At 46.3% G+C, this 23458-nt stretch carries 25 protein-coding genes, 3 riboswitches and 1 other annotated feature; of the genes, 18 read left to right on the forward strand and 7 right to left on the reverse strand.

Features of this window, described 5'->3' with window-relative positions; translation table 11 throughout:
* Nucleotides 1-18: 18 nt before the first annotated feature.
* On the forward strand, nucleotides 19-1038 hold the full coding sequence (locus M654_RS09430) for an ABC transporter ATP-binding protein (protein WP_026586663.1): 1020 nt from the start codon (nucleotides 19-21) through the stop codon (nucleotides 1036-1038).
* Nucleotides 1039-1100: 62 nt separating this feature from the next.
* Nucleotides 1101-2834 (forward strand): patatin-like phospholipase family protein, encoded by a 1734-nt coding sequence (locus M654_RS09435; protein WP_026586664.1) that lies wholly within the window; start codon nucleotides 1101-1103, stop codon nucleotides 2832-2834.
* Nucleotides 2835-2841: 7 nt separating this feature from the next.
* Here M654_RS09435 and M654_RS09440 read toward each other — a convergent pair whose 3' ends face one another.
* Entirely contained in the window at nucleotides 2842-3708 is an 867-nt protein-coding gene (locus M654_RS09440) for a dimethylarginine dimethylaminohydrolase family protein (RefSeq protein ID WP_026586665.1), read from the reverse strand.
* A 181-nt stretch (nucleotides 3709-3889) separates the two neighbouring features.
* On the opposite strand from M654_RS09440, the gene M654_RS09445 reads away from it, so the two are divergent.
* From M654_RS09445 to M654_RS09495, 11 genes are all read left to right on the forward strand, one after another.
* A complete protein-coding gene (locus tag M654_RS09445; RefSeq protein ID WP_026586666.1) occupies nucleotides 3890-4408 on the forward strand; it encodes an acyl-CoA thioesterase in 519 nt (172 codons plus the stop codon).
* 405 nt (nucleotides 4409-4813) lie between these two features.
* Nucleotides 4814-6085 (forward strand): pectate lyase family protein, encoded by a 1272-nt coding sequence (locus M654_RS09450; RefSeq protein ID WP_051290405.1) that lies wholly within the window; start codon nucleotides 4814-4816, stop codon nucleotides 6083-6085.
* A 117-nt stretch (nucleotides 6086-6202) separates the two neighbouring features.
* Nucleotides 6203-6535 carry a PadR family transcriptional regulator gene (locus M654_RS09455; RefSeq protein ID WP_026586668.1) on the forward strand — a complete coding sequence of 111 codons (333 nt, stop codon included), beginning with the start codon at nucleotides 6203-6205 and terminating at the stop codon, nucleotides 6533-6535.
* Nucleotides 6536-6577: 42 nt separating this feature from the next.
* On the forward strand, nucleotides 6578-7285 hold the full coding sequence (locus M654_RS09460; protein WP_236251224.1) for an HAAS domain-containing protein: 708 nt from the start codon (nucleotides 6578-6580) through the stop codon (nucleotides 7283-7285).
* A 60-nt stretch (nucleotides 7286-7345) separates the two neighbouring features.
* A complete protein-coding gene (locus M654_RS09465) occupies nucleotides 7346-7867 on the forward strand; it encodes a DinB family protein (RefSeq protein ID WP_035428028.1) in 522 nt (173 codons plus the stop codon).
* Nucleotides 7868-7916: 49 nt separating this feature from the next.
* Nucleotides 7917-8020, forward strand: a riboswitch (guanidine-I (ykkC/yxkD leader).
* Between the two features lie 60 nt (nucleotides 8021-8080).
* On the forward strand, nucleotides 8081-8410 hold the full coding sequence (locus tag M654_RS09470; RefSeq protein WP_026586671.1) for a DMT family transporter: 330 nt from the start codon (nucleotides 8081-8083) through the stop codon (nucleotides 8408-8410).
* Nucleotides 8410-8724 carry a DMT family transporter gene (locus tag M654_RS09475; protein WP_026586672.1) on the forward strand — a complete coding sequence of 105 codons (315 nt, stop codon included), beginning with the start codon at nucleotides 8410-8412 and terminating at the stop codon, nucleotides 8722-8724. Before M654_RS09470 ends, M654_RS09475 begins: the two co-directional genes overlap by 1 nt.
* Before the next feature lie 109 nt (nucleotides 8725-8833).
* Nucleotides 8834-9736, forward strand: coding sequence for a formyltetrahydrofolate deformylase (gene purU / locus M654_RS09480; protein WP_026586673.1), 903 nt, complete (start codon nucleotides 8834-8836; stop codon nucleotides 9734-9736).
* 60 nt (nucleotides 9737-9796) lie between these two features.
* Nucleotides 9797-10015 (forward strand) — a binding site (T-box leader).
* Nucleotides 10016-10077: 62 nt separating this feature from the next.
* The gene (gene proB / locus M654_RS09485; RefSeq protein WP_026586674.1) at nucleotides 10078-11175 is read left to right on the forward strand and encodes a glutamate 5-kinase; all 1098 of its coding nucleotides are present in this window, start codon (nucleotides 10078-10080) and stop codon (nucleotides 11173-11175) included.
* Nucleotides 11176-11189: 14 nt separating this feature from the next.
* The gene (locus M654_RS09490; protein WP_026586675.1) at nucleotides 11190-12437 is read left to right on the forward strand and encodes a glutamate-5-semialdehyde dehydrogenase; all 1248 of its coding nucleotides are present in this window, start codon (nucleotides 11190-11192) and stop codon (nucleotides 12435-12437) included.
* A gap of 110 nt (nucleotides 12438-12547) precedes the next feature.
* The gene (locus tag M654_RS09495) at nucleotides 12548-12973 is read left to right on the forward strand and encodes an organic hydroperoxide resistance protein (protein ID WP_026586676.1); all 426 of its coding nucleotides are present in this window, start codon (nucleotides 12548-12550) and stop codon (nucleotides 12971-12973) included.
* A gap of 29 nt (nucleotides 12974-13002) precedes the next feature.
* Here the strand turns inward: M654_RS09495 and M654_RS09500 are convergent, their stop codons facing one another.
* On the reverse strand, nucleotides 13003-13446 hold the full coding sequence (locus tag M654_RS09500; protein WP_026586677.1) for a MarR family winged helix-turn-helix transcriptional regulator: 444 nt from the start codon (nucleotides 13444-13446) through the stop codon (nucleotides 13003-13005).
* Between the two features lie 149 nt (nucleotides 13447-13595).
* Between M654_RS09500 and M654_RS09505 the strand changes: the two genes are divergently transcribed.
* Both M654_RS09505 and M654_RS09510 read left to right on the forward strand, forming a co-directional pair.
* Nucleotides 13596-14009, forward strand: coding sequence for an organic hydroperoxide resistance protein OhrB (locus M654_RS09505; protein WP_026586678.1), 414 nt, complete (start codon nucleotides 13596-13598; stop codon nucleotides 14007-14009).
* A gap of 86 nt (nucleotides 14010-14095) precedes the next feature.
* Nucleotides 14096-14746, forward strand: a complete 651-nt coding sequence (locus M654_RS09510; protein ID WP_026586679.1) for a hypothetical protein — start codon at nucleotides 14096-14098, stop codon at nucleotides 14744-14746.
* Between the two features lie 46 nt (nucleotides 14747-14792).
* On the opposite strand, the gene M654_RS09515 is transcribed toward M654_RS09510, so the two are convergent.
* Nucleotides 14793-15263 carry a guanine deaminase gene (locus M654_RS09515; protein WP_026586680.1) on the reverse strand — a complete coding sequence of 157 codons (471 nt, stop codon included), beginning with the start codon at nucleotides 15261-15263 and terminating at the stop codon, nucleotides 14793-14795.
* A gap of 148 nt (nucleotides 15264-15411) precedes the next feature.
* Between M654_RS09515 and M654_RS09520 the strand changes: the two genes are divergently transcribed.
* On the forward strand, nucleotides 15412-16041 hold the full coding sequence (locus M654_RS09520; RefSeq protein WP_026586681.1) for a histidine phosphatase family protein: 630 nt from the start codon (nucleotides 15412-15414) through the stop codon (nucleotides 16039-16041).
* 27 nt (nucleotides 16042-16068) lie between these two features.
* Here M654_RS09520 and M654_RS09525 read toward each other — a convergent pair whose 3' ends face one another.
* From M654_RS09525 to M654_RS09540, 4 genes are all read right to left on the reverse strand, one after another.
* Nucleotides 16069-16818, reverse strand: coding sequence for a hypothetical protein (locus tag M654_RS09525; RefSeq protein WP_051290361.1), 750 nt, complete (start codon nucleotides 16816-16818; stop codon nucleotides 16069-16071).
* Complete coding sequence (locus tag M654_RS09530) at nucleotides 16815-17129, reverse strand: hypothetical protein (protein ID WP_026586682.1); 315 nt, start codon at nucleotides 17127-17129, stop codon at nucleotides 16815-16817. The genes M654_RS09525 and M654_RS09530 overlap by 4 nt, the downstream gene beginning before the upstream one ends.
* A gap of 209 nt (nucleotides 17130-17338) precedes the next feature.
* Nucleotides 17339-19627 (reverse strand): 5-methyltetrahydropteroyltriglutamate--homocysteine S-methyltransferase, encoded by a 2289-nt coding sequence (metE, locus tag M654_RS09535; protein ID WP_026586683.1) that lies wholly within the window; start codon nucleotides 19625-19627, stop codon nucleotides 17339-17341.
* Nucleotides 19628-19777: 150 nt separating this feature from the next.
* Nucleotides 19778-19967, reverse strand: a riboswitch (cobalamin riboswitch).
* 123 nt (nucleotides 19968-20090) lie between these two features.
* Nucleotides 20091-21035: a S8 family peptidase gene (locus M654_RS09540; protein WP_026586684.1), complete on the reverse strand. Its 945-nt coding sequence runs from the start codon at nucleotides 21033-21035 to the stop codon at nucleotides 20091-20093.
* 281 nt (nucleotides 21036-21316) lie between these two features.
* Between M654_RS09540 and M654_RS09545 the strand changes: the two genes are divergently transcribed.
* Nucleotides 21317-21472 carry a transcriptional regulator SplA domain-containing protein gene (locus tag M654_RS09545; protein ID WP_142246129.1) on the forward strand — a complete coding sequence of 52 codons (156 nt, stop codon included), beginning with the start codon at nucleotides 21317-21319 and terminating at the stop codon, nucleotides 21470-21472.
* Nucleotides 21473-21611: 139 nt separating this feature from the next.
* Nucleotides 21612-21777, forward strand: a riboswitch (M-box (ykoK) riboswitch).
* A 253-nt stretch (nucleotides 21778-22030) separates the two neighbouring features.
* A complete protein-coding gene (mgtE, locus tag M654_RS09550; protein ID WP_026586685.1) occupies nucleotides 22031-23386 on the forward strand; it encodes a magnesium transporter in 1356 nt (451 codons plus the stop codon).
* Nucleotides 23387-23458 lie beyond the last annotated feature (72 nt).

The following is a 23458-nucleotide window of genomic DNA, read 5'->3' on the forward strand; positions in this document are numbered from 1 at the left end:
AACGAAGGGGAGATCGCCATGAAAATAGACACACTCCTAAAAGTCAGCCGGCTGAAAATGCATTTTGACGCCGGGAAAGGCAAAACGGTCAAAGCGGTCGACGGGATTTCCTTTGAGATCAAAGAAGGAGAGACATTCGGGCTTGTCGGTGAATCAGGCTGCGGCAAATCGACTTCAGGGCGGGTGCTGCTGCGCCTTTATAAACCGACCGAAGGCGAGGTGACATATCGGGGCGTCAATATCCATCAATTGAATGAGCAAGAGGCGTTTCAGTACAATCGCAAAATCCAGATGATTTTTCAAGACCCGTACGCATCACTGAATCCGCGCCTGACGGTCAGGGATATTATGCTGGAGCCGATGGAAATCCACGGTTTATACGGGGGAAATAAAGGGCGCCTCAAAAAAGCGGACGAGCTCTTGGAAGCCGTCGGCTTGCACAAAAGCTTTGCCGATCGCTATCCGCACGAATTCAGCGGCGGTCAGAGGCAGAGAATCGGCATTGCCAGGGCGCTCACGCTTGAACCGGAATTCATCGTCTGTGATGAACCGATCTCAGCTCTTGACGTCTCCGTACAAGCGCAGGTCGTCAATCTCCTGAAAAAACTGCAAAAAGAAAAAGGGCTCACCTTCCTGTTTATCGCTCACGACCTTTCAATGGTCAAGCATATCAGCGACCGCATCGGTGTCATGTACCTCGGAAACATGGTTGAAATCACAGACAGCGGCAAGCTCTATCGAGAACCGCTTCACCCGTATACACAGGCCCTTTTATCCGCAATTCCGATCCCCGACCCGGACATCGAAGATAAGCGGAAGCGAATCATTTTAAAAGGCGAGCTCCCGAGCCCGATCGACCCGCCGAGCGGCTGTGTGTTCAGGACAAGGTGTCCGGCGGCAATGGACATATGCGCGCTGGAAAAGCCCGTGTTGAAGGAAGCGGACACAGGCCACTTAGTCGCCTGCCATTTGTATGATGGAGACGTGAGAAAAGATGAAGAAGCGGGCGGCCCGAAATTGACGATGCAGGCTAGATAAAAAACAGTCAGCATAAATGTTGTTCTCCTAAAAAATAATAACCGTAAAAAAGGAGACTGATCATGCTGGAAGAAAAAGAAAGTAAACTTGGTGTGGCTCTTTCCGGCGGCGGATTTCGCGCCGGTTTTTTTCATATCGGCGTTCTGACGAGAATGGCCGACATGGGGCTGCTTCGCCATGTTGACGTGATCTCAACTGTATCGGGAGGCTCAATTGTCGGCGCGTTTTATTATCTTCATCTGAAAAAATTAATTGAATGCAAACAAGGCTCTGAGATAACAGATGAAGAATATCAAGAGATGATGGCAACCATTCAAACCGAGTTTCTTCAAGCTGTTCAATGCAACATACGGCTGAAAACTTTTGTGAATCCATGGAAAAACTTGAGAATGTGTTTGCCCAATTACTCGCGCAGCGACTATATCGGAGAGCTTTTTGAAAAATTTTTATTCAATGGTATATGTTCTCAAAAAGAAAAAAAGAAATCCATTCACATGCAGGATCTGACCATTGACACGACTGTTAAAAATGCGAAAGTCCCCATATTGCTGATGAACGCGACTGTATTAAACAACGGGCATAACTGGGTGTTCACTCATGCTGGAATGGGCGAGACGGATCGAGACAAAAGCCTGATGCTCATTGACGGAAATTTCAAGCTGGAAAAAGTGAAGTCTTATGATGATCTTTGTGCAAAGGATGACTCTGACAACTGCAACAATAATAAACAACAGAAACAGGGGCCGTGCAAGCATAGATATTTCAGATTGGGGCATGCGGTAGCCGCTTCTGCAAGCGTTCCGGGTGTCTTTGTTCCGCTTGCCGTCAGCAATCTTTATGATCAGGACATCCGTGTTCAACTGGCTGACGGAGGAGTTCATGATAATCAAGGCATCAGCACGCTGGTGAAACACAAGCCGGAGTGTACTCATTTCATTATCAGTGATGCCTCTATACAAATGGAAAACGAAAAAGAGCCGTCTACGTATACTCCCGGCGTTGTGCGGCGAAGCGTCAGTATTCTGGCCGATCTCGTCCGCGAGAAACAGCTTTCAGTCCATATGAGAAAATATCATCGAACGACCGCTTTGCTGCACTTGAAAAAACGTCTCCCGATCGAATCTATTCCTGTTAAACATCAAGAATACCGGAAAAATTGCACCTTCAAAGGACCGTTTGAAACGTATGGTGTGAATGAAGAAGTCCAAACCCTGCTTTCCCGTGTTCGAACAGACCTTGACTCTTTTTCAGATGCGGAAGCCTACTCGCTCATGCTCGACGGCTATAAAATGAGCGAATACGAATTCAGCCGCCAAGAAATCAAGAATCTTGCTGCGAAGCACCCCATTAAACCAAAAAAATACTGTTTTTTCGAAATGCAAAGCTGGCTTTCATCACCGAAAGTTGATCCGTATTACAAAAAACTTTTAATGGCTTCAAGCAAAACTTTGTTTAAGCCTTTTAGAATCAGCCTATCATTAAAAATCATCGGTATCATGATTATAGCAGCATTGACCAGTTTGTCGCTTTGCAGGCTACCGTTTTTAAATTTCGCTATTCCAAGTTGGATGCTGCTGCCCGCCGTTGTTTACTTCCTATTCTTAAAGGCAATATATATGGGGCGAGTGAAAAACCCTACGGTTAAAGTATTGGTGAAAATCGTGCCTGCAGTATTCATAGCTTTGACTGGATGGATATTCATCAGAATTTATCTCGCTACAGCTGATAAACTTTTCTTATACTTAGGAAGCATGGAAAGGCTAAACAGAAAAGCAGAAAAAAAGAAGCAGGTCTAGGAAGTCCTTACCTGCAGCTTCTCACGATCGGCATCGTACAGCATCTAAATGATCCGCCGGATTTGATAATCTCGGACAGATCGATTTCAATCACTGTATAGCCCCGGTTCCTAAGCTGATTGTTGACATTTTTGTTATCGGGGAGGCTGATGACGTTTTGATTGCCGATGGACAGGACGTTTGTTCCGAGTGTGAACTGTTCATCATCCGTTATGTCGATCAGATCGTAGTGTTTCCCCAGTATCTGGTATTCTTGTTCTCCCAAGGCTTTTGGATAAACGAGCGCTTCTGTTGGAGAAAGAATGTTAAAGACGCAGTCCAGGTGGAGAAATGTTTCTTCAAACGGAATCGGAATGACTTCATATGAGGGAAGCTGCCGTTTAAGCTCCCGAACAGCTGAAAATGTCGTTCTGTGGCTGATTCCGGCGAAGACGGTGTTTTGATCAATCAAAATGTCTCCGCCTTCAATTTGATATCCTTCGTTAAAGGTCTTATAGGATATGTTTTCCTTGCCGAGCCATTCCTGCAACACGTTCTCTTCACCTTGGCGGATATCGGCGGAAAGCTGAGCGGAGAAAACGGTCTCGCCGATGATAAACCCGATGTCCCTCGTGAATATCTGCTCAGGAAATTGGCTCAGCGCAGGCAGAAGCACCACTTCAACACCGCGTTTCTCCAATTCCTCAATCAATCTGTTATGCTGCTGGACGGCCAGCGTTTTATCGATGTTTTCTTTATGGTAGTATTTTTGTGTAGCATTGATGACTTCAGCAATTTCCATGTATTCGGGTCTGCATAGCACAACTTTTTTTAAAAGATCATATTCGCTGCTGCAGCTTGCTTGATAATCTTTTTTCGGCGTTGCTGAGTCCATATTTCTCTCCCCCATCTTCCTTTCATACTTTCATTATTCCCTTCGCAAGATTGGAAATAAACGTTTTAGCAAGAAAATCTCACAAGTATCCGGATAAAAAACTTTAGACAAATGAATTCTAATAGTGTTTAATAAAGAACATTCACCTTATAAACAATCAGACATCAAAGGAGTAATGGACATGACAGGACCAGAAAAAAGATACTGCCGGGAATCAAAAGTTGTGAAAACAAGCCGGGTGTTTCCGCTTGATACAAACAACCACAACACACTGTTCGGGGGAAAGCTGATGAGTTATATCGACGATATTGCATCGATATCTGCAGCAAGGCATTCCAGGTGTGAAACGGTCACCGCTTCAATGGATTCCGTCGATTTTCTTGAGCCGATCCGGCAGGAGGATTCCGTGTGCCTTGAATCGTATGTGACATGGGTCGGTAAAACATCAATGGAAGTGTTTGTGAAAGTGATTAAAGAACATTTGCTGACGGGCGAACGCAAGCTTGCGGCAACATCCTTTTTAACATTTGTGGCTCTTGACAAAAACGGAAATCCCCAGCCTGTTCCACAGGTCGAGCCGGAGACGGAAGAAGAGATCATGCTGCACAAAACAGCCGAACAGCGGGCGGAAGAACGCAAAAGCCACCGGAAGCACAGCAAAGCTCTCGCTCAGGCCCTCGCTGTAGACAAGCCATGGTAATCAAAGCCGCCAACACTCGCCTGTTTAATAGCAGCCGGGGTCTTGGCGTTTTTTTGTAAGGACGGTTGAACCGTCCTTATTGCTTTTCTTCAGCCGAAAGCTCCTCGCCTCGAATCACACTCACCAAGTTAACCTGCGGAAAAGCTCAAACATCTCCGTTCACCGATTAGCCACAATTTTATTTATTATTCTGAAAAATCAATCTGCCATCATCTTCATTTCAGCTGCCTTCATATTTAGGTAAGTTTTGCACTATGTCCTTGGGGAATTCGTCATACATCTCTTGGTAAATGACGAAAAAAATAGGAGGAAAATCTGTTGTTTTATGTATTTTTATAGAATATATTAGTTTTTGTGAAAAAATTTAGATGGAAGGTGCAAGTATTGAAAAAATTTTTTTGTAGCATGATGATTTTTCCTCTGCTGATGTTCGGCTCGTCTTTTTCCGTCCAAGCAGCAGACCACGGACGAGAAACATTGGGGGCCAAAGACGGCTGGGGCGCATATGGAGATGGAACAACCGGCGGTGCCGACGCTTCTTCAGACCATGTGTACACAGCTGAAAACCGGAAGCAGCTTGTTGAAGCGCTCGGAGGGAACAACAGCAAGAACGGCACGAATGACACGCCGAAAATCATCTATGTGAAAGGTACGATTGATCTCAGTGTCGATGATCAAAACAAGCCTCTGGGCTATGATGATTATAAAGATCCTGACTACAGCATTGAAGAGTATTTGAAAGCTTATGACCCGAAGAAATGGGGCAAAAAAGAACCGTCAGGAAAGCTTGAAGAAGCAAGACTCCGCTCTGAAAAGAACGAGAAAGAACGCGTTATCATTCGCGTCGGTTCCAATACGACGATCATCGGATTGGGCGATGATGCGAAAATCATCGGCGGCGGCCTTTATATCAAAGGTGTCGAAAATATCATTGTCCGCAATATCGAGTTTGAAAATGCCTATGATTTCTTCCCCGGCTGGGATCCGACCGACGGAAGCAGCGGGAACTGGAACTCTGAATTTGATAATCTGTTAATCGAGTCATCCAAGCATATCTGGATCGACCATTGCTCATTCAATGACGGAAATAAGCCTGATGAGGAAACCGAGACTTATTTCGGACGCGAATTTCAGCACCATGACGGACTGCTTGATATCAAAAAACAGTCTGACTTCATCACTGTTTCCTACAATGTGTTTGCAGGTCATTCGAAAAACACGATTGTTGGATCAAGCGACAGTTATAAAGCCGATAATGGCCATCTGAGAGTGACATTCCACCACAACATGTACGAAAATATTAAAGAGCGTGCGCCGCGTGTACGTTACGGTAAAGTGCACATCTACAACAACTATTTTAAAAGCACGAAAAACTACAATTATTCATGGGGTGTCGGCTACTCTTCAAAAATATATGCGGAAGACAACTACTTCGAGATGCCTGAAGGAACAAAGCCGCAGAAGCTGATGAAGGTCTTTAAAGGAGACGAGCTCTATGAACAAGACACGCTGCTGAATGATCAAAAAATCAGTGTTGTCTCCGCTTATAATGAAGCGAACGATGCGTCGATCAAAACAACAGTAGGCTGGACGCCTGAGCTCTATGAAAAAATCGACGATGCCGCCGATGTGCCTGAGATTGTACAAGCACAAGCCGGTGTTGGAAAACTGCAATAATATCGTAAGCGGGCATGTGGCATGCCTGCTTTTTTTACGTCTGCTATCTTGCATAACAAAATAGTGTGTGGTAAGGTGTAAGTATCTTGTATGACAAGATACCGAAGGGAGAATATGATGAGTTCGACGCAAATGCTGAAAGGGATTTTAGAAGGATGTCTGCTTGCTGTCATCTCGAAAGGGGAAATCTACGGCTATGAAATGACAAAGGTTTTGTCGTCATACGGTTTTTCAGATATAAGCGAAGGGAGCATCTATCCGATTCTTTTGCGGATGCAAAAGGAGAATTGGGTCAAAACCGAGCTGAAAGCATCGGCGAGCGGGCCGAAGCGAAAATATTACACGCTTACACCTCAAGGAGAAGAGGAGCTCCAATCATTTATCACGAAATGGAAAACGCTGTCTGAGAGCGTAGACGCATTGCTGGACAAAAAGGTTGAGGGGAAGTGAAAAAAAGTGTTGTCAAAAGGCATGCAGGAAGTTTTAGATGATATGAGACTGTATTTGGTATCTAAAGGAAAAAGTGATAGAGAAATTAAAGGCATTATGGATGAACTAACGGTTCACGCAGCAGAAGGCGAAAAAGAAGGAAAAAGCGTGCGGCAAATTTTCGGGGACTCTCCGAAAGCATATGCACAGGAGGTCGCAAAAGAGCTTTCGACAAAACCGAGGGAGAACGCACGGCTGGTGTTTTTCATTTTGCTCGGGGCGATCTCCCTGTTTATTTTCAATGATGCTGTAAACAGCAGTCTCAACTATTCGCCATATGCGCTGATAGGCTATCCGCTTTACATTTTGCTCGGGATCATCATGACACCTGTTCTCGGACGCATTTCGGCATTTAAAGGAAAGAAAAGAACGGCCGTGTACATATCGATTTATTCCATTTTCATGTTTTCTTCCATCTTGGCTATCATCTTGCTCGACCGCTTCTGGGGCGCTCCGGTTCTCACGATTGACGGTTCTGGGCGCTGGCTGGTCATGGCGGTTGCCTTCATCGTCATCGCCCTGCTCTCTTTTTGGATGAAAGTGAAATTTCTGGCGGCACTGCCCCCATTGATCGCGGGCGTACATGTTTTGTTCCAGTGGCTTGAATGGAATTCACCGGGAGCGATGCTGGCGGAAGCGTATATTCCTTATCTCGGCCTGATTTTGCTTTCCGTCTTTGAAGCAAAGGGTTTCAAAAAAACGGCTCCATAAACATACCACTCATTTAAAGGGCCGGATTTTCTCAGTACGAAAACCAATAGGAGTGACAGAATGACATTTATAAAAGATTTACACACAAATGAACAGATGGCGCCTGTCACCGGAATTCTGTTCTCTGCCGCCAACGAAAATATTGAACGGCTGAAATCGATCGTCTCCGGCATCAGCCAGGAGGAACTGGAATATAAAGGGGAACGCGGCGATCAAAACAGCATCGCCCAGCTGATCTATCATTTAATCAATGTCGACATCCGCTGGGTTTACAGATTGAGAGAAGAGGCGTTTCCAAGGGAGCTTGAAGATCGCTACGGACCGATGACAGATGAAAACGGCCGGTTGCCCGACGTAAAAGGTGTCCAGCTATCTGCTTTGCTCGAGCAGTATGATGAGGTGCTGGAATTATTGAAACATACCGTTAAAAGGTTTTCGGAAACAGACTTGCAGAAAAAGGTTCCATATGAAACAGGCGCTGCCACGATCCGCTGGGGGATTTGGCATCTGTCGGATCATAACCGCTATCATCAGGCGCATATTCAGGCATTGCTGAAAGAATTCCGAAAGCGTGAAAGTTGATTTTGGATGATGCGTTTGGTATGATGCTAGATAGCAAAATATGATATCGCTTAAAGTTTTCTAGGGTTCCGCACATCGGCATGTGGTCTGGTCCGAGAGAAAACACATATGACTTCGTTCATATGCACACGGAGGGAAAAAAGCCCGGGAGTATCGTTTTCATCGATAACCCGGGCTTTTTCGTTTGCTAAATGATGATTGGAGGGAACGAATATGAGATGGGGCAGTGTTGTGCTGGCGGCCATGTTTGAAATTTGCTGGGTGATCGGGCTGAAGCATGCCGATACAGCGATTGAATGGACAGGGACGGCGGCGGCCGTCGTTGCGAGCTTCTATATTTTGATTAAGGCCGGTGAAAAGCTTGCGGTCGGCACCGTTTATGCGGTATTTACCGGACTTGGCACAGCGGGAACGGTGCTGTGCGAGATCATCTTGTTTCATGAACCGGCCGACATCGTCAAGCTTGTACTGATCGGTGTTTTGCTGTGCGGTGTGATCGGGCTGAAGCTTGTGACTAATGAAGAGAAAGGAGAGGCTTCGTGATGGCATGGATCTATTTAGTCGCCGCCGGCGTCTTGGAAATGCTCGGTGTGACGATGATGAACCAGTTTCATCAAGATAAACAGCTTAAATGGATCTTTCTGTTGATTGCCGGGTTTGCCTCCTCATTTTGCCTGCTTTCTCTTGCCATGGAGACGTTGCCGATGGGAACGGCTTATGCGGTTTGGACCGGAATCGGCACCGTTGGCGGAACGCTTTCCGGCATCCTTTTCTACGGAGAACCGAAAGACGCCAAACGCATCTTTTTTATCGCGCTTATATTGGGGGCAGCCGTCGGATTAAAGCTGATCAGCTAAAAACTGTCCCCGGTTATAAAATAGGCGTACACAAATTGATTTTTCAATCAACTCAAGTATAATGAAGAGATAGTTTACGAATTACAAGACAAAGAGGGTTTTAATCAAAATGAAAGCATATATGAAACAACAGTTAGAGCATTATCAGGAAATCAATAACGAGAAAGCGCGCCTGCTCGTCAGCTGTCCGGATCAGCCGGGCATTGTCGCGACCGTTTCCGCGTTTTTATATGACAACGGCGCCAATATTATTGAATCGAGCCAGTATACGACAGATCCGGAAGGCGGCCGTTTCTTTCTCAGAATCGAATTTGAAGCTGCGGGAATCCGCGAAAAAATCGACCGGATGAAAGAAACATTCGCATCTGTCGCAGCGTCTTTCCAAATGACATGGAGCATCACACCCGCAAGCGAATTAAAACGGGTCGTCATCTTCGTGTCCAAAGAGCTGCACTGTCTCCATGAGCTGTTGTGGGAATGGCAGAGCGGCAATTTGATGGCGGAGATCGCCGCGGTGATCAGCAACCATGAGGATGCCAGAGAGATCGTTGAATCGCTGAATATTCCGTTTCTTTATATGAAAGCAAACAAAGACATCCGCCAAGAAGTCGAAAAACAGCAGCTGAAATGGCTTGAAGAATATCGCGCAGATGTCATCGTCCTTGCCCGTTACATGCAGATTTTAACCCCTGAGTTTGTTTCGGCGCATCCGAATAAAATCATCAATATCCACCATTCATTCCTGCCTGCTTTTATCGGCGCCAATCCGTATAAGCGCGCATATGAAAGAGGGGTCAAGCTGATCGGAGCCACATCCCACTACGTCACAAACGAATTGGACGAAGGCCCGATCATCGAACAGGGTATTGAACGCGTTGACCACAGAGATAATGTGGAGGCTTTGAAAAACATCGGCCGGACGATTGAAAGAAGCGTTCTTGCCAGAGCGGTCAAATGGCATCTGGAAGACCGGGTTATCGTTCATGGAAATAAGACCATCGTTTTTAATTAAAAATCGCCGGTGAGAAAGCTCTTGACAGCGGCATTTTTACTGGGCATAATAATAAAAAATCAGCGAGCGTTGAAGAGGACCAGTAAGCAGACCTTTCTGTGAAAGAGAGTGAAATGACATGCTGAAACATTTCACCACATGAAACCTGCCGAACCTGCCTCGGAGTCTTAGGGGAAAAACCTAGGCGCAAACCCTGCGTTACAGGGGAAAGCGGAATGTGCAGTTTTTTGCGCATTCAATGAAGGTGGTACCGCGGAAAAAGCTCTTTTCGTCCTTTTCTCTAAAGACGAAAGGGGCTTTTTTTATTGGCTTCCGCCTGGATCATCTCGGAGGGAAGAAACGTGAAAAAACAACGGATTGTCATCAAAATCGGAAGCAGTTCATTAACGGACTCAAAAGGCGGGATAGATGAGGCGAAAGTCCATGACCATGTTCGGGCGATTACCGCTTTGAAAAAAGAAGGCCACGAAGTGATTTTTATTTCTTCCGGCGCTGTCGCCGCCGGCTTTTTTCAGCTCGGCTATCCAGCAAGGCCGGTTACTATAAAGGGGAAGCAGGCCGCAGCAGCCGTCGGGCAAAGCCTGTTAATGCAGCAATATATTCAGCAGTTTGCAGCGCATGATTTGCTGCCGGCACAGATCTTGTTGACGCGAAATGATTTTGCCAAAAGGGAACGTTACCGCAATGCATATGCGACGATCACGGAGTTGATTGAGCGAGGGCTTGTGCCGATTATTAATGAAAATGATTCCGTTTCCGTGGAAGAATTGACATTTGGTGATAACGATATGCTCTCCGCCTTAGTGAGCGGTTTGATCCATGCTGACAAATTAATCATTTTAACGGACATCAACGGCCTTTATGAGGCAAATCCGGCCGAACATCCTGATGCCCGCCGCTTTGATTATATCGCCGACATTACAGAAGACCTTTTAAGCTATGCCACATCGATCGGTTCGAAAGTCGGAACGGGCGGAATGAAATCAAAGCTTTTAGCTGCAAAAACCGCTCTTTCTCTCGGTGTCAATGTATTTATCGGCACAGGAGCCGGTGAAGAAAAGCTTATAGAGATTTTAAAGGGGAATGGCGACGGAACCTATATCGGCCAATCAGACCTGTCTTCGGTCAATAATCATAGACAGTGGATCGCCTTTCATTCACCTGTTTCAGGAAAAATCTTGATTGATGAAGGGGCGGAACTGGCGATGACGGAAAATGGAAGCAGCCTGCTCCCGGCTGGCGTCACCAAAGTATACGGAGATTTTTCAAAGGGTGCGGTCGTAGAAGTGTACGGCCCGAATGGGTTAGCCGGCAAGGGCCAGACGCTGTACTCAGCGGAAGAACTCTTGCGAATAAAAGGAAAACGAAGCGATGAATTTCATTATGATAAAGGGATTGAGGTCATCCATCGAGATGATTGGATTAGCATAAAAGAATAAGGGGATGAAACGAAATGAATGAAGTGATCGAAAAAGCGAAAAAGGCGAAAAAAGCGGCCGAAGAGCTCGTTCATCGGACGACGGAAGAGAAAAACAAGGCGCTTTCACTGATTGCGGAAGCGATTCGCTCCAATCAGGAATATATTTTGGCGGAAAACGAGAAAGACATTGCACTCGGAAAAGAAAAAGGGTTCTCACCTGCGCTGTTGGACCGGCTTTCTCTTGATGCAAAAAGGCTCGGCGACATCGCGGACGCGATTACCCTTCTCATGACGCTGAATGATCCGATCGGGGACAATCTTGAAACAATCCGCAAAGACAACGGGCTCTTGATCGAGAAAATCCGCGTGCCCCTCGGCGTTGTCGGGATGATTTATGAGGCGCGGCCCAATGTCACGGCTGATGCCGCAACACTTTGCCTGAAAACGGGCAATGCTTGCGTACTCCGCGGAAGCTCCTCTGCGCTGAATAGCAATCAAGCTTTAGTCCGTGTGATTCGGGAGGCTTTGGAAGCGTCTGCGCTTCCAAAGGAAGCCGTCCAGCTGATCGAAGATACGCGCAAGGAAACGGCAAAGCAGCTGTTTACATTAAACGAATATCTCGATGTGCTGATTCCAAGAGGCGGAAAAAACCTCATCGATATGGTTGTCCGGGAATCGACGGTACCTGTACTTGAAACAGGGGCCGGCAACTGCCACATCTTTATCGATGAATCGGCGCAAGCTGATATGGCGGAGCGGGTAGTCATTAACGCGAAGACACAGCGCCCGTCCGTCTGCAATGCGATTGAAACAGTGCTCATTCATGAAGACTGGCCGGAGGAAAAATCGAAGGCCCTGCTGCAAAAGCTTGCGGAAGCAGGTGTTGAAATCAGAGGGGACCAGACGGTATGTGAGCTGCTTCCTTCGGCTGTGCCCGCCGGCGAGCTTGACTGGGAGACGGAGTTTTTGGCGCCTGTCGTAAGCATCAAAACCGTCCGCAGCCTCGATGAAGCGATCCGCCATATCCACCGCTATGGAACACGGCATTCAGAAGCGATATTGACCGAAAATGAGGAAAATGCCCGCTTTTTCTTAACGTCTGTTGACGCAGCGGCGGTTTACCACAATGCGTCGACAAGGTTTACCGACGGGTTTGAATTCGGGTACGGCGCGGAAATCGGCATCAGCACGCAAAAGCTCCACGCAAGAGGCCCGATGGGTCTTGAGGCGCTGACATCCTCAAAATATATCCTGAAAGGAAATGGACAGATCCGCATTTAACATATGGACATCCTGCCTCATCTAAAGGGGCGGGATGTTTTTTTATTGCACAATTCAATTGTATTTTGTAAAATTAAATTGTGCAAAATAGAAAATAAAGGAGAATGAATATGACGAAACCGATGTTTACCGCTCAAGCAACCGCCAAAGGAGGAAGAGACGGACAAGTGACCTCTTCTGACGGCGCATTGGCGCTGGAGCTGGCCATGCCGGGCACGATAAAAGCGAAAGAACAAGAAAAAGCGACCAATCCTGAACAGCTGTTTGCCGCCGGATATGCGGCATGCTTTGACAGCGCGCTGCAATTAACCGCTAAGAAGAAGCGCCTGCACATCGAAACAGAAGTAACGGCAAATGTCAGCCTTCTGAAAGATGAAGCAGACGGAGGATATCGGCTCGGCGTCGCACTGCAAGTGAAGAGCGCGGATATTGACAAAGCCGAATTGGAAACACTTGTTCACGAAGCACACACAGTCTGCCCGTACTCAAAAGCGATTTCCGGAAATATAGAAGTGAGTCTTGCGGTCATTTCATAAAAAAGGGCGCCTTCATATTTGAAGGCGCCTTAATTTTCTTTCGTCAATGTGGCGAGGAGCGATTGAAGCGCATGTTTTAAATCGTTGAGCTCTTCAGCCGTCAATTTGGTCTGTTTTAGCATGTCAGCGGGAATGCAGCTTGCTTTCTCACGGAGGGCTCTGCCGTCTGCCGTCAGCTTTACGATCACAGAGCGTTCATCCTTATGGGAGCGCTCCCTTGTCAGCAGGCCGCTCTGCTCCATTCGTTTCAGCATCGGAGTCAGCGTGCCTGAATCGAGATAAAGGAGCTTACCCATTTTTTTCACGCTCAATTGACCATGCTCCCACAGTAAAAGAAGTGCAAGGTATTGGGGATATGTAATCTTCAGCTCGTCCAAAAGCGGCTTGTACAGTTTTGTCATCTCGCGCGAGCCGGCATACAGGAGGAAACAGAGCTGCCTCTCAAGCTTCATATGTTCGAATTCATTTGTCATCGGTTCACCAACTCTTTCTTTGTTCCATTTCATTGTATAAAATTTTTCGTCCTTTTCCTATTATTTCACTAAAAAAGGCTGTCGGCATGTTTAAAAAGCGGATTTTGTGAAATATAAAGAGTAAGGGAAAACGTAAGGAGGAAAGAATCATGACGACATTATTCACAGCGAAAGTAACGGCAAAAGGCGGACGATCTGGACATGTCCAATCAGATGATGGTGTTCTCGATTACAACATTGTCATGCCGAATGAAAAAAAGGAAGGCGAATCGGGAACAAATCCTGAACAGCTGTTTGCGGCGGGGTATGCGGCATGCTTCGGCGGCGCTTTAGAACATGTCGCCAAAGAGCAGGGCATTGACTTTGACTCTGAAGTGGAAGGCCGCGTCAGCCTGATGAAAGATGAAAGTGACGGCGGCTTTAAGCTCGGCGTCCAGCTGATCGTCGCAGCCAAAGGTCTTGAAAAGGAGAAAGCCGAGGAGCTCGTCAAGGCCGCACACGATTTTTGCCCGTATTCAAAAGCGACGAGAGGAAATATAGATGTCAGCCTTGAAGTAAAATAAATCGGGCGTTTAGCTGGAAAGCAAACAGGAGTGTTTGCTTTCTTTTTTAGAGGATGAAAGTAAAACAAGATTGAAAGGAGCAGCATATGAAGCATATCAAAAAAGCAATTGTGCTCGGCGGGCTGATCGTCATCGCGCTTGCCGCAGGCTGCGGAGGCGGAGCACAAGAGGATGACGGCAACCATAAATCCGCTGAAACAGCGAACCGAAAACAGGGTGACTTAAGAAAGTATTCCCATGACCAAAACAGACGGTCAGAAGCCGATTTTGATTTGATAGGAAAGCTTATTCTAGCAGAAGATGACCAGATAACCTTGAAAATCAAAGACCGGGAATTGATCATTCCAAAAAGCAGGCAGTTTAAAAGTGAAGAGGCACACGATGATTTAATCGGGAAGCTTGTCAAGGTCGAAGTGGACGGCAAGGCACAGGAGGCCGAAGAGGCGGAGCTGATGCCTCAGGCAAAAGCGGATCAAAACGGCGTCTATGAACGCGAGGATGACGGCGGACAGCACATCATTGCAACGCTTGTCAGCGAGTCTGATCACGATATCACAATCAAGACTGAAGCGGGGGAGAAAACATATCAGAAAGTATCCGACTTTGAAAGAGATGTAGCTGAGGCTCCCGAAAAACTGCAAGGCAAAACCGTAAGGCTTGAGATACAAAAGGATGGAAAAGCGGAAAGCCTTGATTTTGAACCGGAAGATCAAGCGCTTGACTGGTATAAGGAATGAGCGGATTAAATGGTAAGGAGCTTTCCAAAATGGAAAGCTCCTTACATTAATATTCTATTTTATCATCCGTGTTTTCCCACGTCTGAAAAGGCTCAAGTTTAGCGTGAAGCTCCATTTGATAAAAAGGAATTTTCCGGTCGGCCCGGTTTTTCATGATTTCATCATAAATAAACGTATCGTCAAAGCCGGCTTGTGCGGCATCTGAATGCCTGGCGGCAAAATACACTTCTTTCGGCCTCGCCCAGTATATCGCCCCTAAACACATTGGACACGGTTCACAGCTTGTATAAAGAACGCAGTCGTGTAGCTGGTAATCGCCAATTGCTTCACAGGCCAGGCGTATGGCCGTTACTTCCGCGTGTGCGGTTGGATCATTGCTCGTTGTTACATTGTTTTTTCCTTCGGCGATGATGTTGCCATCCTTGACAATCACAGCGCCGAAAGGCCCCCCTGTTCCGGATTCTACGCTTTCGACTGCAAGATCGATTGCGCGCTGTAAGAATGCTTCGTGATTCATGTCTGTATCCTCCTTGGTTGTCTTGCCTTTCTATTATAGCTGATGCTCCCGGCAAAATAAACGTTGTTTTGAATATTCTGTATATTTGCTTTGGACGTGTTGTTAGCATACAATGGACGCGAGAATCAAAAAAATGGGAGAGGATTGTTTGCTAACTTTATATATGGCAAGACACGGCCAGACGGAGTGGAATATCGAAAAGAGAATGCAGGGTTGGGCGAATTCTAATTTGACACCCTTGGGTTTAGCCAATGCGAAAGCGCTCGGAGAGAAGCTGAAAAGTATTCCATTTCAAGCGGCATATGTGAGCACCAGCGGGCGCGCAGTCGATTCGGCAAGGGCGATACTCGGGGACCGCACCATCCCGTTTATTGAGGACGACATCTTTAGAGAAATCAGCCTGGGTTCTTGGGAAGGAAAAACGTATGACGAAATCAAACAGCAAGATCCCGGCATGCTGGAAGCCTACTTTCAAGCATCTGAACGGTATATTCCAAGCGGCGGGGAGAGTTTTCAAGTCTTTGAAACACGGGTAAAGCGGGCGTTTGAGCAGATTCGCGCAAAACACCGGGAAGGAAACGTTTTATTGGTCAGCCATTCTGTGTTCATCTTAATGCTTTTGAATATTTTGAAAGAGCGCCCCCTTCATGAATTATGGAACTCAAGCTATGTCCATGATACGGCGCTTGCGGTTATCGCCATTCCCGAACAAGGAAGCGCGGTCATCATCAAAGAAGGCGACGGGGAGCATAGAATCAAAGAGAATGTGTATTGGTAGATACATATAAAAGCCTGATCTCAAAGATCAGGCTTTTGTAGAAGCAAGCTCGTCTTCATTCCGTTCCTGTTTTGCTTGTTCGCTGAACCCGGCTAGGGCAGAGGCGGAAATTTTTTGGCTTCCGTGAAGACAAACGGTGTTGAGGTCGGATGCGTCCGCCTCGGCCGCTTTTCTGGAAAATGCAGAACCCGTATATGAAAGCGGGCCTTTTGCTGCCTGCTGATAGGCCAAAAGGCAAAGATTCCTTGCGATTTTGCGGCTTAACAGGCGCCGAACCGACCACAGCTGCCGTTTTCCCCGGTCATCAAATTGAACATATGATGCAGTCCGTTTTCCCGTAAACAGGCCCGACAGGCCGTTTTCTTTCAATTGTTTCAGTAAAATCAGAGGTTCACACGTTAGCGAAGCTGTCATCTTGAAGTTGTCAGCCGAATGTTTGGAGGCGGCCAAAAAAGACATGATGTGCGGATAGCCGGCGAGATGGCCGCCGCTCTGAAAAAGCCGGGCGGCAAGCATTTGATCCGTTTTTTTCATACGGATTTCGGTGTGCCGGAGCAAATGCTCCAGGTCATCAAGCGTATGTAAAAATCCTTTGAGTTCATGTTCCATTTCGGATTGGGCCTGATCGATTTCGCTAATCTTTGCTGCTGACACACTTGAGAGCAGGACATGAAGGTGACGATGCAAAAGAAGCATCAGATCACTGATTTTCTGGTGTGAATGGCGAAATTGACGGGAAAGGGCATGCAAATCATGGACATTCAGCCGAATGCTCATATCAGTTCCTCGGCTTCCAGCTGAAGCCGTTCCATCTCCTCAGCCGCATGCTGTTTGACGAGTCTCAGCTTGTCGTATACACGGAATTCCGCGCGGTCAAGGTCGTCCAAAAGAGCGTCATACATTTTCCGCGCCTGGCCCCGCCAGCCGTTTATGTACATTTGATGAGCTTTTAAAATAGCGGAGCTTTCATGCCTCAGCTCGCCTATGGCAGCATTCAACTCTTTTACATAATGTTGAAGAGAATGAATGTCTTCATAACATGTTTTTTTGTATAATTCCCGTTCCAGGGCTTTTCCATCGTCGATCACTACATATTTTCCTTCCCTTCCATCATCTACTATCCATATGTTAAAAGAAAAGCATCCGGAAGAAAATCGTACGAATGAATCAAAAGTCATAATATTTTCCTGCTGAACAGACCTTGTACCATGATTCTTTTGAACTATGACGGGCCGCGGACAAGAGAAAGAACCATCCGAATCACCGGATGGTTCTGTTTTTTGAACGTATTGTGAATTTAAACAGTCTGAGCCAGCTTATCCCTTGCCTGTTTTGCGGCTTCCACCATATTTTTCAAAGCAGCGATCGTTTCTTCAGGCTGCCGTGTTTTTAATCCGCAGTCAGGGTTGACCCAGAAACGATCAGCTGGACAAACTTTCAAGGCATCTTCGATAATTGTCAGCATTTCATCGGTAGGAGGGACGCGCGGGCTGTGAATATCATAAACGCCGAGTCCGAGTCCTTTTAAATAAGGGTGTTTTTCAAGATATTCAAGGAATCCGCCGTGGCTTCTGCTGTGTTCAATCGTAATCACATCTGCATCCAGGTCTTCGATCGTATCGACGATATCCTCAAAGTTGCTGTAGCACATATGTGTATGGATCTGTGTTGTGTCTTGAACAGATGAAGTGGACAGTCTGAAAGCTTCGGCAGCCCACGTCAGATATTCATTCCAATCGCGTTCTTTAAGCGGCAGGCCTTCCCTTAATGCAGGTTCGTCAACCTGGATGATTTGGATTCCGGCTTTTTCAAGCGCTTCGACCTCTTTGCGTAGAGCGTGCGCGATTTGGAAGGCGATTTCTTTTCTCGGCAGATCATAGCGGGCAAAAGACCAGTTTAAAATCGTGACAGGACCTGTCAGCATGCCCTTTACTTTTTTAGAAGTCAGAGACTGCGCATAAACCGTTTCTTTTACCGTCATCGGCTCTTTAAACTCGACATCCCCATAAATCACAGGCGGACGGACGCAGCGGGAGCCGTAAGACTGAACCCAGGCGTATTTCGTGAATGCAAATCCGCCGAGCTTTTCACCGAAATATTCCACCATGTCCGTCCGTTCGAATTCACCGTGGACAAGGACATCAAGTCCGATCTCTTCCTGGATGTCAATCCATTTCTTCGTTTCCTCTTCGATAAATGATTCGTATTGTTCATTTGACCATTCCTGCTTGCGCCATTTTTGCCGGGCGCTGCGCACTTCAGCGGTTTGCGGGAAGCTTCCGATCGTTGTCGTCGGAAGAAGGGGAAGGCCAAGGGATTCATTTTGTATCCGAAGCCTTTCTTCAAAAGCCGTCGGACGCTTAAAGTCATCCTCTGTCAGCCGGTCTCTTTCTTCGGCGAATGCGGTGTTGGTGGCAGCGCCGAATTGCTTCAGAGCTTGCAGGTGTTCGTTCGCTTCAGTGATTTGGCTCTGTACGGCCGCTTTCCCGGAAATTAAGCCTTCCTTTAGCAGTGTGAGTTCGACAAGCTTTTCCTTGGCGAAAGATAACCCGTTTATTAAATCATTGGCAAGCTGTTCATCAGGGTGTTTGGCCACAGGAACATGAAGCAGGCTGTTTGAAGGCTGAAGCCAAACTTCGCGTACCCCAAGGCCGCTCAAAAGCTCTGTCGTCCAGTCGAGCCGCTCTTCAAGATTGGCTTTCCAAATGTTTCGGCCGTCCAAAATTCCTGCGGCAAGCACCTTGTCTTTCGGGAAGCCGTGCGTTTTTAAATACTCAAGGTTCTTGCCTTTGTCATGGACGAAATCAAGGCCGATTCCGTCAACTGGGAATGAAACAAGCTCTTCATAGGCGTCAACTGAATCAAAGTATGTCTGCAGCAGCACATTCAATCCTGACACGTTTTCTTTTATTTTCTCATAGATTTCTTTTGCGGCAGCCGCTTCGGCCGGTGATGCCGTCACGAGGGCAGGCTCATCGATTTGCACCCATTTGACGCCTTCCTGCTCAAGCTCTTTCAGAAGCTGGATGTAAAGCGGGATCATTTGATCGTAAATATCTTTTATCTCCTGCTTGTCATAGCCTTTTGCCAGCGACACGAAAGTATAGAGGCCGACAATAACGGGCTTGGTTTCTACACCAAATGCCGCTTTTGCTCTCTTGTAATCGTCAAGCGGCTTATTTTTCGTCAAGCGGTATTGCGCGTTTTTCTCGTATTCAGGCACGATATAGTGATAGTTGGTGTTGAACCACTTTGTCATTTCGCATGAGACGGCATCTTTCGTACCCCGCGCCATTGCGAAGTAAGTATCCAGCGGATCGTTTACATTCTTGAACCTTTCAGGGATCCAGTTGAACATCACCGCTGTGTCAAGAACATGATCATAGAACGTAAAGTCGGAAACCGGTATGATATCGATTTGCTGGTCAAGCTGGGTTTTGAGCGCCCCTAAAAATTGTTCGTCCATTTCCTTGAGAAAGGTCTCGCGATCCGTTTTTCCTTTCCAATAAGCCTCAAGCGATTTTTTCCATTCCCTGTTCAAGCCGATTCTTGGAAATCCTAAGCTGCTTGTCTTTACATTTGTCATTTAACGTTTCCTCCTTATTATGTTCAATAAAAAAAGACACTCACTCTCCGGACAATTGAAGGTGAATGCCTAAAACAGCATTTTTGCGAACGAGAAATAAACGTAGCCAATTGTTACGTCAACTCGAACACCTCCTATCGACCGTAGGTATGTGGTGCGTTAGAACAGGCAGGTCTCCTGGCTCATGAATCAACAGTTATTTCACCCTTCCCGTATAGAAACAGTGGGTTTTACGAAACAACCTCCTCATTTACAGTGGCGGGACCGCGTTGGCTTTTCACCAATCTTCCCTTTTAAAATCTAACCTTGAATTAGATTACCATGCTCCCGGCGATGAAATTGTTTAGTAGATTATATACCGTCATGTTCTTTTAGTCAAAATAATTTTTGAATTCTTACTATTAAAAAGATTTGATGAAGCCGCACAACAAAAAAGCCGCCGACAATGTCGACGGCCTCAGGTTTAAAGGGAAAGAAGCTTTGCTTCGCCAGCTTTTTCGGCTAAAACCTCGGGTGCCGATAAATATAAAAAGCCGTTGCCGATCAGGGCTTTTGAGTAATCGAGCGGCAGGGTCCGGCGGATCAGTTGAGCATATACTTCAGGCTCTGTCAATTTCCGCTTAAATGCGTCCTCTTCCAGTGATTTAATAAGAGCAAGCGCCCCGCTGACGTGAGGGGTTGCCATCGAAGTGCCCGTCAGCTTCCCGTACTTTTGGTTCGGCAATGTGGAGAGGATTTTCTCCCCGGGTGCGACGAGATCAATTTCTTTATTGGCGTTTGAAAACTCGGATGATTCACGCGTCAATGAAACGGAGCCGACAGCGATGACTTCATTGTATGCCGCCGGGTAAGAGTATTCCTCTGTGCGATCATTTCCATCTCCTTCATTTCCGGCTGCACAGACGACTAGAACACCGCTTTTCACCGCATTCTCCACGGCTTCTTTCAATTCGGGAACATCGGCCGGTCCGCCGAGCGACATGGAAATGATGTCGGCTTTTTGCTCCACGGCGTAGTTGATGCCGTTAATAATCCATTCATAAGCACCGCTGCCGTCTTCACCGCCAAGAACCTTGATAATTAAAAGGTTGGCCTCAGGGGCGACACCCGAAATCCCGCCGTTTGCCGCAATTGTACCCGCAACATGTGTACCATGTCCGTTATAATCAAGAAACAGATCTTCTTTTCCGTTGTCATCATCAGTAAAGTTTTTGCCTCCGATAATTCGATCCGCTAAATCAGGATGGGACGTGTCACAGCCTGTATCAAGCACTGCGACAGTGACATCTTTTCCTTTAAAACCTTGTGACCACAGCTCCGGCGCCTTAATCGCATCGATTCCTTCCGGCCGTTCATTCGCGTCCATCAGCTTTGCATCAGTGACATAAGGAATTAATCGCATTTGCATTTCAAAGCCCTCCCTGTTTTGTGCTGCTTTAGATGGGTTACAAGGTGTGTGGTAATATTGTAAAACAATTGTTCTGTTAAAAAAAGGTTCATTTGTATGAATTTTAAGAAAAATCTAAAAATATTGAGAATAGGTGATAAAAGTCGAATAATAGAATAAGCTGACAGAGTTATGAGTGAAAAGAACCAATTTAATGAGAAAAAAGAGAGGAACTGACTAGATAAATGAAGCCTCATATTATTTCCGGAAAAAGGCATCCTATGAAAAAGGAGGTGACAGATGTGAAAGAGAAAGAAGCCCATCAAAGAGGAGAATTGTCAATCGAGCAGGCGGAATATGTCCCCCATCCGAAGTATGACGGGGAATATGCGCTTTTGCTGCATGAGAACTATCATTTCTTGTCAGAGGAAGACATACCAAATGACAGTGAAAAATAGCGGGAGAAACGCCGCACTTGACGAAAACCGGTTTGTTTGTGACGAAAAAGGGAATCCACGCATATAAGAAGGTAGGAAAAATTGTTTTTCTTATTGACAGCTCTCCTTTTTTTCTGTAATCTCAGTGTGTCTGGTAAATACAGCTCTTCGTTAGGTGAGGCTCCTGTATGGAGATACGCTGCTGCCCAAAAATGTCCAAAGACGCCAATGGGTCAACAAGAATCATCGACATAAGGTGATTTTTAACGCAGCTGGCACTTTTGCCTATGCCATACAGTGCTAAAGCTCTACGATTGGGAGGCGTTAGGGTTTGATTTTGTATGGCTTTTAACACCTTCATTTTAATGAAATAGGTGTTTTTTTATTTTTTGAGGAAAGTAAACCTTTCCTCCATGATACAAGGAGGTGTGAGTATGGATTCTCCCCATTCGAGGCGGTTTAAACATTTGAAAAACAAGAAGAAAGACATAATGCTGATCGACGATGAGGAGATCCCTGCCTATCACCCCTTTTGCTATGGTGATATAAGGATCTCCTGAAAAGGAGGTACAGGTTGCCATGGTACAAAACATGACATATGATGAATTGATTTTACGAATTATTATTTTACTCAGAGACGGAAAACGCAAGGAATTTCAAAGTGTTTTGGAAGAATTGCAGCCATATGATATGGCGATTTTGTTCAAGGAGTTGCCTGAAAAGCACCGCGGACGCTATCTGTCTTTTTTAACAGTTGAAGACATCACCGATTTGATGGGTGAACTCGACAAAGAAGAGCAGCTTGCTGTGTTGAACAAGGTCGGCAAAGAGAAAGCGATCCATGTCATGAACAAGATGGATAATGATGATCTTGCCGCGCTTCTGGAGGAAATGGATCCGAAGCTGAAAGATCAGCTTCTTTCGAGCATGGAAGCGGAAGAATCAGAAGCGGTCCGCGTGCTGATGAACTATCCGCCGGAAACTGCGGGAAGAATCATGACAAACCGCTATGTGTGGATTCCGCAGCATTACACGGTCAAAGAAGCTGTCGTCAAGCTGAAAAGCTTTGCCGAAATCGCCGAATCGATCAACTATCTATATGTGATCAATGATGACAAACAGCTCGTCGGCGTTTTATCCTACCGCGATTTGATTTTAGCCGAACCTGATGAAAAAGTTCAGGATCTCATGTTCACAAGGGTTATTTCCGCAGAGGCCCTGCAAGATCAGGAAGAGGTCGCCAGGCTGATTGAACGCTATGATTTTCTGGCGATACCCGTTGTCGAAAAAAACCATAAGCTTGTCGGAATCGTCACGGTCGATGACATCATCGACATCGTCATCCAGGAAGCGAATGAAGACTATGAAAAATTCGCTGCTTCAGGTAAGGCGATCACATTTGATACAAAGTCATATGTAGCCGCATACCGGCGGCTCCCTTGGCTGATTCTGCTGTTGTTTATCGGCTTGATCTCCGGAAGCATCATGAGCTATTTTGAAGATACGCTTCAACAGGTTGTCGCATTGGCCTTCTTTATGCCGATGATCGCCGGAATGACGGGAAACACAGGGACCCAGTCTTTAGCCGTTGTCATCAGAGGCCTTTCAAAAGAAGAGCTCAACAAAAAAACGATTTTTCGTCTGATTTTCCGCGAACTCAGAGTCGGCATCATCATCGGTCTTGTCTGTGCTGTCGTGATTACGGGAATCGCGATTGTGTGGCAGGGTAATCTTTTGCTCGGGTTTGTCGTGGGCACTTCGCTTTTGGCGACGCTGATCATCGGAACGATGGCCGGTACAATCGTCCCGATTATTCTTCACAAATGCAATGTCGACCCGGCCATCGCTTCCGGACCGCTGATTACAACCTTGAATGACATCTTGTCTCTGTTGATCTACTTTGGAATTGCAACCGCATTTATTCATGCATTATAAAAACAGCCCTCCTGATAAAGGAGGGTTTTTTCTTGCCAGACGCCCTGAAAGTTTATATATTTTAGGCGAGAG

The sequence above is a fragment of the Bacillus sp. NSP9.1 genome (assembly GCF_000465465.2).
Classification (GTDB): domain Bacteria; phylum Bacillota; class Bacilli; order Bacillales; family Bacillaceae; genus Bacillus; species Bacillus sonorensis_A.